The sequence below is a fragment of the Candidatus Gracilibacteria bacterium genome (genome assembly GCA_028687475.1).
Taxonomy (GTDB): domain Bacteria; phylum Patescibacteriota; class Gracilibacteria; order BD1-5; family UBA2023; genus STC-74.
Genome location: JAQUAB010000002.1, coordinates 72,233 through 86,018 on the forward strand (window position 1 = coordinate 72,233; position 13,786 = coordinate 86,018).

A 13,786-nucleotide genomic window follows, 5' to 3' on the forward strand; every position below is an offset into this window, starting at 1 on the left:
ATTTATATTTGCATTTTCTTTCTCTTTCCTTATATTCAATTTAGTTTATTTTATAAAGTAATTGTATGATAAGTATTCATATAGATCATGGGAATCCGATGAATACACTTCTGGATAATCCATTTACTCAGGCCATGAAGACACTCTGAATGAGTATGAAGAAGCCGAAAAAAATTATTATACTATCCGCACATTGGCTCACAGAAGGGGAATGAGTAGAAATATGAAGTCATCCAGAACCACCGATGATATACGATATGCATGGTTTCCCTCCTGAACTGTATGAGGTTCAATACGGGGTGAACACAGATTCTGAAGATATGAGTAAACTTTCAGAAATCCTCTCAAAAAATGGAATACAAAATATATTCAATGAAAAAAGAGGGATTGATCATGGTGTTTGGAGTGTTCTCATACACCTTTTCCCAAATGCCGAAGTTCCCATTATTCCTATTTCTGTGAATTATGATGCAAATCCGGAATTTCACTTCGAGCTTGGAAAGATTCTTGCAGAGCATTTTGATGATAATACACTCTTCATATCAAGTGGAAATATCGTTCATAACCTTTCTCGGATTGATTGGGATGGTTCCAGAACCCCACAATGGGCAGGAGAGTTCGATACGAAAGTAGAAGAAATCGCAAAAAATAGAGATCGAAAAAAGATTATTGATTACAAAAATATCCCTGGATCATCTATATCTGTACCCACTCCAGACCATTTCTATCCGTTTATAAGCTTCATCGGTGCAAGCGAAGAAAGAGCTATAGAATCATTATACAATGGCTTTGAACTTGGCAGTATTTCTACTCGAATCTACAAAAACTTCTAAAATTTGCATTTTCAAAAAAAGAATGCTAGAGTATATGAGTATTATTTAATTTTATTCATATGGGACTCTTTGATGACATCCTGAAAAAACCTCAGGAAACAACACCTTCTGATACTACTGAACAGGGAAGTACAACATCGGGAACTGGAGGAAATCCACCAACTGATGACACAAGTATCACCGGTATGCCAGAATTTATGATCGAGAAAACGGAGGAAAAATCTCTGTTCGAGAATCCTGTAAATGAAAGTATGCCAACAGAATCTGCTAGTATTTCTCCAGAAACGCCTGCAGTATCTCCAATCATAAATAAAGTCGAAGAATCATCTCCGATTGTTCCCATAGAAACAGGAACTGACTCAATCGTTATCAATACAATAGAGGTAGAACCTACGATAACTGTAGAGGAAAATATGATTTCTCCAGAAACACCTGCACCTGTGGTAACTCCCCTCGAGTCGACTGAAACATCAAATAATGATATTTTTGCTTTCGGGAACACAGAAGAATCAACAGAAAAACTTACTGAAAACACTGTAAAACTAAGTTCAGATATGGAAGACGTGCTTCATCTTCGGGAATTTCTCTCGAAATCTATCGAGAATGTCGATACAATGGTTGCAGATATTGATACGACTCATGCTGCCAAAGTTCAAGAAGCCGAATGATACAAGAAAGAAAAAGAACGTTTTGCAGAGCTCGAAGAAAATACATATGCAGAAATAGCTCGTCTCGACTCTGAGAAATCACAAACCCTTCATGTACGTGAACTTCTTGAAGCAGAACTCTCAGGAAATCCAAAAATGAAGACCGATTCCGACTCGGAAAAGTCACAAAACACTGTAGAAACAACTCTCACCAATATTGCTGTACAAAATACCGTCACAGAAACAATAAAGAAAAAAACCGAGAATGATTCAGAAGATGAGAAAGCTGCTGCAAAAAAAACAAAGAAAGAAAAAGCTTCATCGGAAGATGCCTCTCCTATTCCATCTCTTGTATAAACATCTCCTCACGAAAATACTCCCCAGAAATTCTGAGGAGTATTTTTTAGTTAAAGAATCTGATACGATCAGCACTTGGATGGGTACGAAGCTTATCGAGAGTTTTTGCTTCGATCTGACGTACGCGTTCACGTGTCACTCAGAATTCTTTCCCAACTTCTTCCAGTGTATGCATCTCACCACCATCGAGCCCGAATCGCATGACGATAATCTTTTTCTCACGAGGAGTGAGAAAGTCGAGCATCTCATAGAGATTTTCCTTGAGAATAGAAAGGTTTGTTGCTTTTTCTGGAGTGAGGTATTTGTCATCTTCAACGAAATCCCCGAGAGTTGTGTCTTCCTCACCACCAACTGGAGAATCGAGAGAAAGAATATCTTGAGAGATACGCATAATCTGACGGACTTTGCGAACATCCATCTCAAGCTCGAGTGCGAGCTCCTCCATGAGTGGCTCACGTGCGAGCTCTTGTGTGAGGCGACGATAGGTGTGGTTGAATTTGTTGATCGTCTCCACCATATGCACTGGAACACGGATAGTACGAGCCTGATCAGCAATAGCACGAGTGACTCATTGACGGATCCACCATGTTGCATACGTCGAGAACTTGAATCCACGATCTGGATCGAACTTATCTACCGCACGAAAGAGTCCAACATTTCCTTCCTGAACCAGATCGAGCAGACCCAGTCCACGACCCATATACTTTTTCGCAATCGAGACAACGAGACGAAGATTCGCTTCAGCGAGACGTTTTCTTGCTTCCTGATCTCACTTCTGAATGAGACGACCAAGACGAACTTCTTCTTCCGCATCGATGAGAGGAAAGCGGCCAATCTCATTCAGATACATTCGGATAGAATCATCCGAAATCTCTGAGAGATCCACTTCTTCTTTTTTCTTTCCTGCATCCTTGAACATCTCATCATGATCCAGAGAATCAACGAGTTCGATACCGAGTTTTGCGAGCCGAGCAAATACTTCATCCATGAGTTCGATATCGTCTCCGAGTGGAAGTGCACTCATAACCTCATCATAGACAAGTTTTCCTTCTACTTTTCCTTTCTTGAAAAGGAGCTGAATATCTTCCGTCATGCCATCAAGAAATTCTTGAGGAACCGTCACATCGAGAAATTTTTTGAGGTTTTTCTTTCTACGTTTGTCAGTGAAGAAATCTTTCGGACCGACATAGCCATCCTCATCAGCATCTTCTCCCTCCTCAATCAGAGAATCCTCTTCTTCAAAATCATCATCGAATGCATCATCGAATGTATGTTCTTCTGTCGCAATGGAATCGTCCATTCATGGATGATCATGATCAGAAAAATCACTCTTTTGTTTTTTTGATTTTTCCACTGGAGGTTGAGCCATATTTTCTCCAGGAAGCGGGAAATCCAGAGCGCTGATATCTATACTTGTGAGATCTACCTCTTCTGCAGCACCATCCTGTTGTTGTTTTTTTGAAGCCATAATAAAAATACAATACTATTGAAATATACTTTGAGAAAGTCAAAGAGATCGAGCCTTAAGAATGAACGACAAATTTTGGCGTCGGTATTCCTCCTCTACAGGATTTAGGTTTTCGAGAACTCTTTGTCGTTCCTGGATAAGCAAAGTGGTATGAAGTTGTTTTATGAGATCGATACATGCCTTTTCGATAAAGGTTCGATCATCATCAGGATGTGATTGTTCGATAGAGAGAGTGATGATTTTGAGTCGCTCTTGAATATCTGGTTCAAGTGTCTTGTTGGATAAGACATCAAAAAGTAGCGAAAAATTCCTCTCTCTTGAAAGGTCGTCAGTAGTATATCGAAATTCACGAAAAAACAAGTCAAAAAGTGAATAATGTGAAATATATCCTGCAAGAAGCTCGAAAGGAGTAAATGGTTCTGGTTTTTCTATGATTTGTTCCTCGGAAACAGAATCATATTTTTCTGTTTTTTTCATGCGAGCCGATTGCATTGCTTTTTTATATTCAGCAAAAATGGCTTCTTTGCCCACTTTGAGCATTTCGGAAATCTCATGAATATGCATATCGATCTCGATCTGGGAACGAAGTGGCAGGAGAAATTCGAGACACTTTTCGATCAGTTTTTTCTTGCCAATAGTAGTCGAAATATCAAACTGACGTTTTCCTTCAAGCAAATAGAATGCAATAGGGGAGAGGGCACCATCCTTGAGATCGAGATAATTGTTTCCTGATTTTATATATCCGTCTGGGTCTTTCCCATTCGGAATGCGAATGACGCGGATTTCCATGTCTTCATTCACGAGATTTTCTATAGAAGAAAATGTTGCCTTTACACCAGCATCATCAGAATCAAGGGAAAGATAAATAACTTTCGCGAAACGTTTCAGTGCACGAATATGATCCTTCGTCAATGCAGTACCACTGATTCCGACTACATTATCGACTCCTGCTTGATGAAGTGCAATTGTATCCATCTGTCATTCGACAATAAATACTTCTCCTGATTTTGCGATGGATTGTTTCGCAAGATGCATGCCATAGAGAATAGCACTTTTGTCGAAAATATTCGAGGCAGGGGAGTTCAGATATTTCGGAAGAGCATTATCGAGAACACGACCGGTGAAAGCCACTACATGTCCCATACTATTCGCAATCGGAAAAGTGATTCGGCCAAAGAATTTATCCCGTCATTCTGAGACGAAAAGTCCAGAATCAATGATAAAATTCGGCATATATTCCTTTTCCTTCAGATAAAACCAGAGATCTCGCGGACTCGTCGAACATCCGAGTTGGAATTTCTTGATAGTTTCGAGTGAGATAGAACGATCCAAGAGATAGTTCAGATATTTCTCATTTTCTTTCTGAAACAATGCTTCGTGATACCAGAGTGCTGCATCACGATAGAGTGCATATATATCTTCTCATTTTTCTTGTCGTTCCTTCATGAAGTCGGTCTTGAACTCGATTCCTGCTTCTTTCGCGAGAATCCCAACTGCTTCCCGGAAATCAATTTTCTCCATCTCCATCAGAAAACGAATGGGCCCACCTCATTTTCCACACGAGAAACAATGACAGATATTCTTGCTCGGAGAAATAACGAATGACGGAGTTTTTTCACTGTGAAAAGGACACAGTCATTTATAATTCACTCCAGCCTTTTTCGTCTGGACATACCGATTCACCACATCAAGAATATTGATACGGGATTCTATGTCTTGGGAAAGTGACATTTATTCGTTTTTAATAATAAATTCTATATTATCCATATTCGACGAAACATGTGACATCCAGAATGGAGAAAAACGGATACTGACCTCACGAACATGTCATTCATTGATAAGCCGAGTGATAGCTTCATTCTCAGGAAGTCCAGCGATGATTACCTTCATTCTTCGGGTCATTTCATTACTCGCATTTTCGAGATCATACGTGATAGTAGCATTCATTTCCATGGTTGCCTTGATACTTGAATCATCGTCTGCACGACTGACAATATTCGTTAATCGCAGAGTATCATCATGTATTCCGAGTTCCTTATCTGTTCCGTAGAGAAGTTTTTCTCGAAAAATAGATGTGAGATAATCTACAGTAGCTTTTCGATCATAGACGAGCGCCGTAACATTCAGTGTTCATTTGAGCTCAATATCATCGGCAAGATCTCCGATTTTTTTGCCTCATTGGATATCGATCAATTCTCCACTCAGTGTCACAGTATCACCCATGAGAAGCGCATACTGTTCGCCTCATTTTGTATTGGACTCATCGATCCATGTCTGAAGTTTTGTGCGAGCAACACGGGAAAGTTGCTCATGCATGATGCCCTTGAATTTTTGCACTTCAGCCTCAGTAACAACATGAATCTTCGGGTCTGTTCCACCATTGAAAGCTTCCTTTGCTTTTGCATATACTTTATCACGATTGAATTTGAGTCCTGGAATAGAAAAAATCGTATCAATAGGTACATTCCCTCGGGATCATATAACTTTTCCTGATTCATCAGAAGGGTCTGCACGGAGAAGAACATCGACAGTACCAATTTGTGTAATACCATTTTCGGTTCGTGATTTCGGAACATTCACCCACGAATCAGTACGAAATACAATTCCGTCTTCCGTGATAAAACGAGTATTTGGCTTCAGTGCCTGATCTGTTGTGAGCTCATTATAAATAGTCACTGTTCATTGTGCACTGGTTGCAGAATTTGCATCGATAGTATCGAGCGAAAACTTCATAACATGCTCAATCGGAAGTGTTAATTTCTTCATGCTCATGGTATTTTTTGATTGTACCAAAGATCCTGTATTCTGAGAAAAAACAATATTCGCGCTGATAGGACGAACAGAAATCTGTGGCGTCACATATACATACGTCTTCGAAACAGTAAAATAGAAAATAAATAACAGGAGCGAAAGTGACATAATCAATCCACTCACAATGAGAAACATATTTGGAGAAGCCTTCTTCATCTTATAGAGCGGGATTTTTTCTTTTTTGCGAATAAAAAGAAACTTCATATAGGAAACTCATCTTTTGAGTTCATATACGAAATATTCCCACATAGTGAAGTTGTGTTTCAGGAGATTATTCGCTCCAAATTCTCGATCGAATTCGGCAGAAATCCCAGAAACAATAGCGTTAATAGAAGCGGAACGAGCCATTTCTACTTGGTGTTCGTGTCGGAGAATCAGTTTGAATTGATCGACTTTAAAACGTTTCGCAAGGACAAAAAAAACATCGCGCGTCAATGGAAAAGATACTTCACTCATATCTACCGTGAGAGGAAGTGGTTTTTCTTTGATTCCTGTCTGAATCAATTTTATGGATTCGAAAAGAGAAGCAGTTTTTGGAATGATGATTTTACTCGTTTGCATAGAAAAGATATTTTATTCGTAATTATAGAGAACGTATCGAAGAATTCGTATCAATGGATCTTTTTTCGTCACGAGAAGTTCCTCTGCGAGTATTCCCAATGCGTAACACATGATAAAATCAGAATCAACTTTTCTTTCAGGAACTTTTGCGAGTTCGAGTCATTTTATATCAGTTTTGTATGTAGTATGAAATGTATCATAAAACATACTTCTATATTTCTCATTCCGAAATATTCATCCAGAGAGAAAAATATTTTTCATATTGATTACTTCTTTTTCTTTCGAAAGCAGTGCCAAAGTAACATCCGCTACATACTGAAAGAATTCCGAAATAATCGTATTTCTTATCTTCATATTCTCATCATTTTCACTACAAAGTATATTTTCTATTTCGAGGTATGTTTTATCTTCGAACGCCTGAGACAGCATTTCGAGAAGCATTTTTGTACCAAACGGAAACGTCTCAAAAGAAAGGATTTCATTTTTCGCTTCAAAGACAATCGTTGTATGCATCAACCCAATATCGAGATATATATTTCCTTCAGAAGAATAGTTACTTCGTTCGACGATTTTCGAGAAAAGAAGGGGAGTCGGAACAACAGAAATCGTACGCTTCCCAAGACTGGATATAATCGAACGCATAATATTGAACTCGCTCGATGGAACAAAAACATTCAGAACCTTAATTCGCACATTTCCTCCGGAAAAACCAAGAGGATTCATCACCTTCTTGCCATCGATAGTGATCGACGTGAGTGTACTCGATACCAATCGTACATCATCATGAATAATTCCATATTGTTTTTTTGATTTTTCTTTTGCCCGTTCCAGAGATTCGTGTTCTATTTTCTTAATCATGGAATCGATCTCTTCCATAGTAATCGTCGAATCTTTATCTGATCGAATATATTGTGTCGTGATAGCATCGAAAATTGTCACCTCTGGAGAAAATGCAAGAATAATATCATCAGGAATGGTATCAATCTTCGCTGCAGCTTCTACAATAGCACGTTCGATTGTCAGAGCAACTCCTTGCAAATCTGTAATAGAACCGTCGAGAAAATTTTTCCGATTCTGCCGAACGCTCGCTTTCCCTTTGAGAATGAGTTCTCATGATTCCAGTTCATATATAGCAGCACGAACACGATATGAACCGAGATCGATAGCAATGAATCGATTGTATTCGTGAATATGTGCAAAACGGAAACTCATGAAATACAAAAAATTACAAAAAAGATGCGATATATTTTTCTCTATTTTCGCTCTACGAGCATACTGAAATAATAAAAAATGCAAGAATTTCCTCGAATATCTACGAATTCTTTTTCGTCATCTGCAATCGTGTTCCAAAAATTGCAAAAAGAAAAAGAATATGCTACATTATGAAGAGTTGACAGATATATCATCTATATACTTAATACCAAATTCTTGCACTTATTTTATGAAAACTCGTATATCTCATCTCTGGTATCTCTTGTCATGGATACTCTCAACCGCCTTCATAGTTGTAGTATATCATATGATTACAGAATCGGATATATTTCGATTCGGACCAAATGTATGGACATATATCGATCAGGGATATATTGCACTCCTCGGTTTCTTTATTATCCTTATCATCACCAATATTGTAAGCCTCATATTCCATGAAGTTCAGTATGCTTTTTCCATGAATTATCTCATGATTCGGAAATTTCTCCCAATTATTCGTTTTCTCGTGATTCTTGTTATTTGGATTATCTGAAGTTTGATCGTACTGCAAACCATTGGATTCAACACGAATGGACTTCTCGCTGGAGCTGGAATCGGATGAGTCATGTTCGCACTCGCGAGCAAAGATCTCGTAGCCAATCTTCTCGGAAGTCTCTCCATCATCATGAGTAAAACATTCGAAATCGGGGAAACGATTCGAGTCAAAAATCTCGAAGGAATCGTCGAAGAAATCAATCTCAACTATACAAAAATCATGAGCACAGATGGAAAAGTTGTGTTTATGCCAAATAAAGTGCTCAATACAGAACAATTAGAAAATCTTTCACGAAGAAGATTTTATGTGTATACATTCAAAATTCCGTTCAAGAAAAACTCAGGGAATTCAGAAAAAGTGAAAGATGCTTTGATGCTCATCGAGGGAAAAATCGCGGAATATTCACCCATAAAAGTAACCATAACTACAGAAATCCCGAATGCGAATGATCTCCTCTATGTCATCAGTGTGAATGTTCCCGAAGAAAATGAAGAATTCGAAAAAGATATACAGAATTTTCTCATTCCTTATATTTTCTCACCAGAAAAATAGTTCCTAACGAATCAGTCAAAACGTCAGTGCCACTACCGCGAGGATCATCCCTATAAGCCATAATCGCATAACAATAGTCTCTTCTTTCCAGCCAATTGCCTCCAGATGATGATGAAATGGCGCAATTCGGAACACTTTTTTTCCATTTCTGAATTTCTTCGAGAGAAGTTGGATGATGACAGAAAGTGCTTCGAAAATAAAAATTCCACTCGCAATCACGAGAACGAGAAGTGTATCAGTCATGAATGCAATCACAGCAAGTGTTGCACCGAGAGAAAGAGATCAGACGTCACCCATAAATACTTGTGCTGGACGTATATTGAACCACAGAAAAGCAATCAGTGCTCCAACAATGATAAGACAAAATGCTGTAAGAATGAACAGTCATTTCGAATATGAAATAAATCCATATATCGTGTAAGAGAAGAGAAGAAGTCATCCTGCGAGCCCATCCAGTCCGTCAGTAAAATTCACACTATTTGCAGTGGCAACCAGGACAAAAACAAAAAGTGGAATATAAAACCATCCAATATCAACTCATCCGAGAAATGGAATATGGACAGTGGAGTATCCGAGTTTGACATAGAACCAATATGCACCAACCAATCCAAAAATGATCAAGAGAGTCATTTTTACTCGCGCTGAGAGTCATTTTGTTCTTCCGATTTCACGAACATTCAGATAGTCATCCACAAGCCCAATAATACCAACACTAAAAAAGGTAAATAATACAATATATGTCTCATTACGATTCCAGAGACTATATTTGAAACTGAATCCCAATATTGAATCCATCCATGGAGCTAGGTTCTGGGCAAGAATCGAGAGCAGTACAAGCACCAAAACAGATAGAAGAATCATAATAGCCCCCATAGTAGGCGTTCCTGTTTTTGCTCCATGGAGCAAAAAAAACTCTTTTGCTTTTCCAATAAGTGCCTCTTCTCGAATCTGTTTTCCTATTTTGTATTTCTTCAGCAGCATGATCCCGTGAGGCATCATGAGAAAGGTAATAGCAAAAGATAGAACCAATGAACCAAGAATAAATATTTGATCTACCATAAAAATACGTAAAAAGATAGTCGAAGTATATGAAAATCTATTTTTTTGCAAGACAGGAATCTTGCATATATTTTGTATACAGTACATATTGATTATTTCCGCATCCAGAAGCGGTTTCCGCATCCAGAAGCGAAAACAAGAAATAGTGATATTTTAGCTCTACAAAGCGCAAAAAAATAGTATTGACAGAAGGGGAATCGAGAAAAAAGGGAAAAAAAATTTTGCAATTCTAAAAGTCTTTCTTATAATCGGTCTTGTCCTTTATTTCTTAACTTTTTCACCTATGAAAAAGCAGGACTTTATCAAGTCAGTAGCAGCTAAGGCTGGTCTCAGTCAGGATGCTGTTGCAAAATCTCTCGGTGCTATGATCGAGGTTATTACTAAGTCACTCAAGAAGGGTGAGGAAGTAAATGTTACAGGTTTCGGTGCATGGAAGGTATCTCAGCGTGCTGCTCGTAACGGTGTAAACCCAAAGACAGGTGCTAAGATTAAGATTCCTGCTATGAAGACTCCTGTCTTCCGTGCTGGTAAGACTCTCAAGGAAGCTGTTAGATAGTTTCTCAAAAACATCCCCAAGGGGATGTTTTTTTGTCCTAGGAAAATATCCTAGGATTTTTTTGAAAAAATATTCAATAAAACTCATCATTTTTTGTCTTTTTCAGGAAAAAGGTATATATTGAAACCAGTATATTTTTCTCTTTTGCTTTTTCATGGCTGAGCTCAATATCGCGCATAAAGATTATAATGAGGCAATGAAATATATTCTCTCAAACATTGAAGATATTACTCATGTTCATTGTAATATATATTTCTGAGTCGACTATAGCCAGTCAAAAATTATTCGGGATTTTGTCGGGAAAATTTTCGATGCACACCACATTCATACACGCTGGAGATGACGTTTTATTCTGATTACTGATGAACTTATCAATAATGCTATCGAACATGGAAGTGCAAAAAATGATCTCGATGTATGTGTTATCCATGCGGAAAAATGAGATGATAAGCGCTTTCATATTTCCCTAGAAGTCCAAGATACAGGAAATGGAAAAGATTCAGGTAGAGTACAAGATATATGAAAAATCATGGAGACACACACACGACATAAATGAGTCTATATGGGAAAGCGTGGTCGTTGACTGTTTCATATCACAGAAAAACTTGTTGATAGTCTCACTTTTTCAAAAAGCCCTATAGGATGACTGGCGGTTCGAATCGAAAAAACTATCAATGTGTAAAGAAATCACAAGAAAGAGTTCTTATTGTCTTGAAAATCTGAGAAAATGAGTATCATAGCCACTATGATACCATTTCATATTATCTATTCTTGGCTTTTTAAGTCATTTCGCATATCTGGAGAAACTGAACTGATAGACCGCCTCATCGAGGAATGATACCAGAAACTCATGATCGTAAAGCGATCGTGGATTTTTGCACTGTTCGTGATATGGCTTCCACTCTTGATACTCATTCTTTCTGGTATCAGTGTATATATAGCCTATGCGAGTATTAGTGTTGCTTATATCCAGTATACTATCATAGGAGGAAATATCCTCATGGGATGCATACTGATTGTATCATCCTGGAATTATATTCGTCATTTCCGAGAGATTCAGAGTACGGCTATCATATCAGAAAATCTCACAGAACTGAGAAACAACCTCCAAAAATGAGATAATTATTTTATCCATTTCTTCAATGCATCTATCACCAATCAGGTTATTCTCGTCCTTACTATGATTTGAGAAATAGTTCTCATTATTCTTTATCAAGAACAACTCGGAAGTCATTTTTGGATCCTCACGACTGATACACTCGTCATGATTATGGAAATCGTTTTTCTCAAGATGTATCGCAAACGCATGATGGATCTCGAGATGGACTATAATGTGATTGTTCCCGGAAAGATTTACTTTGTGAATCAGTCAGGAGTCCTATCGAGCATTCAAACAATAGAAAGTACCAAAATAAAAACCGTACGATCGAGCTTTCCGAGTAAAATAGCAAGCTTCTTCAACTATGGTACCGTCGATGTTCTCACAGAAGGTGATACGCAGGCGATGATGGGCACAATGAGCATGTACTATGTCACTGATCCTGATGGGGTTGTCGCAGGAATCCAATCCCTACTCGATGAAGATGAACAAATACAGAAACCAAGAGAGCAAGATATTCCGAAAAGCACAGAAACAATGACAGGAAAACCATTGTGAACGAAAGAACATTCATATGATACTCGCAGCAAAATTCGTGATGTTCTCCAATAAAAAAGAAGGATAAGAATCCTTCTTTTTTTGATTTAAACAATCCAGTTGCCGTTTTCGAATACTTTAACATCACCCACATACATACTCTCGAGGGCGATAAATATATCAATATGAAATCGTTGAACTTCCGTTTTTGGAAGCTTTTTTCCATAGAGCCCATGTTTTTTCCCGATTGAGAGGTGAATCCCGATTTTCCGCTCATGGAAATTGATATCTGATAGGGGAGTCTCTGTGGTTGGAGCTGGATTGAGTCCAAGCCCAAGCTCACGCACAAGCACTTCACCATTCTCATTATCGCGGATCATATTATAGAGCTTCTGGAATTCAGGAGGAAAATCTAGAGAGGGGAGTACTCGTCCATTCTCAACAACCATTTCGAATGGATCACAGATACGAATATTGAAATCATCACCAGGATACGTATCGATGAGGCATTTCCCATTTACGTTTTTCAAGTCCAGGGCTTCCGTGAGAACTTCACCAACCGGAAGCGTTCCTCATTTGTGTTCCATTTTGGAATAATCTCCAGTATTTCCAAGAACTCGATCTACAGGACCAAAAACAAGTTTAGAACCATCAGTCGAGATAAGTCGAGTTTCTTTTGCCTTCGCGAAGAGATCAGTAAACACCTCAAGCAATCGAACATATTCTGGTGTACGATACTGGATGCAGTCGATAAAAGTATCGAATTCTGACTCTTTGATATACGCGAGATGATTGTGTTCGATCACATGAATACCGCGGTGAAAAAGCTCGAGACGAATACGAAATGTCGAGAGACGAAAATTCGAAGACTGCACGAGAATCACAATCGAACCTTTTGGAAGATTCATAAGCTCATCTTTGATAGATTCCACTTGTGGATCAAGTGGTTCGACCTCGGATTTTACTTCGAGAACCTTATGATGATCGAGTCCTACACGTTCATTTTCTGCCATATTATGAAGAGTAATAACACGATTTTGTTGATGAATATGAGGATTATCAGGATTGATGAGCCCGCCACGATACAGTGGCTGTGGTGGATTGATGAATTCCCGTGATTTTCCTCACTTTGGCAATACCGAGAGATACGCATCAGAAAGCAGTTTTGCAAGGGGAGACTCAGTATCATAGAGAAAATACAACGTCTCATCCGTATAGCTCATGCTCTTATAGATGACATCATGACAAGCTTGTTCGAGTTGGTTCATAAATAGAAAAAAGAATACGAAAAGTGTACAGATAATCCCAAAAAATCAACTTCCATTTAATGAGAATAATTCTCATTTTATATATTCATTATTCTAATAGTAGTAATGTATGAGATATCAAATGTCTTCAGATTTTGCGTTTTCTGAGGTTTTTATATTTTTTCTGAACATTCTATCGTCGAGAGAATTATATTTGGAGAAATATTTTTGAGATTTTTCATTTCCAGAAAAACAAACCAAGATATCAGAATAAGTATCCAAAGTATAACAAATCAGAAATAATGAAATGTC

The 13,786-nt window shown here is 38.1% G+C and carries 12 protein-coding genes; 6 read left to right on the forward strand and 6 right to left on the reverse strand.

All coding sequences use genetic code 25. The features are described 5' to 3' along the window. The first annotated feature begins 65 nt into the window (after positions 1 to 65). A complete protein-coding gene (locus tag PHY14_03170; GenBank protein ID MDD2693909.1) occupies positions 66 to 833 on the forward strand; it encodes a class III extradiol ring-cleavage dioxygenase in 768 nt (255 codons plus the stop codon). Between the two features lie 59 nt (positions 834 to 892). Further along, positions 893 to 1,837 carry a hypothetical protein gene (locus tag PHY14_03175; GenBank protein MDD2693910.1) on the forward strand — a complete coding sequence of 315 codons (945 nt, stop codon included), beginning with the start codon at positions 893 to 895 and terminating at the stop codon, positions 1,835 to 1,837. 46 nt (positions 1,838 to 1,883) lie between these two features. Here the strand turns inward: PHY14_03175 and PHY14_03180 are convergent, their stop codons facing one another. From PHY14_03180 to PHY14_03195, 4 genes are all read right to left on the reverse strand, one after another. Beyond that, positions 1,884 to 2,930 (reverse strand): sigma-70 family RNA polymerase sigma factor, encoded by a 1,047-nt coding sequence (locus PHY14_03180; GenBank protein MDD2693911.1) that lies wholly within the window; start codon positions 2,928 to 2,930, stop codon positions 1,884 to 1,886. Between the two features lie 390 nt (positions 2,931 to 3,320). Next, positions 3,321 to 5,036 (reverse strand): DNA primase, encoded by a 1,716-nt coding sequence (dnaG, locus tag PHY14_03185; GenBank protein MDD2693912.1) that lies wholly within the window; start codon positions 5,034 to 5,036, stop codon positions 3,321 to 3,323. Continuing rightward, complete coding sequence (locus PHY14_03190; protein MDD2693913.1) at positions 5,037 to 6,677, reverse strand: hypothetical protein; 1,641 nt, start codon at positions 6,675 to 6,677, stop codon at positions 5,037 to 5,039. It abuts the gene before it with no gap. A gap of 12 nt (positions 6,678 to 6,689) precedes the next feature. Beyond that, positions 6,690 to 7,889 carry a hypothetical protein gene (locus tag PHY14_03195; protein MDD2693914.1) on the reverse strand — a complete coding sequence of 400 codons (1,200 nt, stop codon included), beginning with the start codon at positions 7,887 to 7,889 and terminating at the stop codon, positions 6,690 to 6,692. Positions 7,890 to 8,118: 229 nt separating this feature from the next. On the opposite strand from PHY14_03195, the gene PHY14_03200 reads away from it, so the two are divergent. Next, the gene (locus PHY14_03200; protein MDD2693915.1) at positions 8,119 to 8,976 is read left to right on the forward strand and encodes a mechanosensitive ion channel; all 858 of its coding nucleotides are present in this window, start codon (positions 8,119 to 8,121) and stop codon (positions 8,974 to 8,976) included. A 3-nt stretch (positions 8,977 to 8,979) separates the two neighbouring features. Here PHY14_03200 and mraY read toward each other — a convergent pair whose 3' ends face one another. Continuing rightward, complete coding sequence (gene mraY / locus PHY14_03205) at positions 8,980 to 10,035, reverse strand: phospho-N-acetylmuramoyl-pentapeptide-transferase (GenBank protein MDD2693916.1); 1,056 nt, start codon at positions 10,033 to 10,035, stop codon at positions 8,980 to 8,982. A 283-nt stretch (positions 10,036 to 10,318) separates the two neighbouring features. Here mraY and PHY14_03210 point away from each other — a divergent pair, with 283 nt between their 5' ends. The 3 genes from PHY14_03210 (at position 10,319) to PHY14_03220 (ending at position 12,302) form a co-directional block, all read left to right on the forward strand. After that, positions 10,319 to 10,591 carry an HU family DNA-binding protein gene (locus PHY14_03210; GenBank protein MDD2693917.1) on the forward strand — a complete coding sequence of 91 codons (273 nt, stop codon included), beginning with the start codon at positions 10,319 to 10,321 and terminating at the stop codon, positions 10,589 to 10,591. A 154-nt stretch (positions 10,592 to 10,745) separates the two neighbouring features. Beyond that, entirely contained in the window at positions 10,746 to 11,273 is a 528-nt protein-coding gene (locus PHY14_03215) for an ATP-binding protein (protein MDD2693918.1), read from the forward strand. A 63-nt stretch (positions 11,274 to 11,336) separates the two neighbouring features. Next, positions 11,337 to 12,302 carry a hypothetical protein gene (locus PHY14_03220; GenBank protein MDD2693919.1) on the forward strand — a complete coding sequence of 322 codons (966 nt, stop codon included), beginning with the start codon at positions 11,337 to 11,339 and terminating at the stop codon, positions 12,300 to 12,302. A gap of 32 nt (positions 12,303 to 12,334) precedes the next feature. Here the strand turns inward: PHY14_03220 and PHY14_03225 are convergent, their stop codons facing one another. Continuing rightward, positions 12,335 to 13,495, reverse strand: coding sequence for a hypothetical protein (locus tag PHY14_03225; GenBank protein MDD2693920.1), 1,161 nt, complete (start codon positions 13,493 to 13,495; stop codon positions 12,335 to 12,337). Positions 13,496 to 13,786 lie beyond the last annotated feature (291 nt).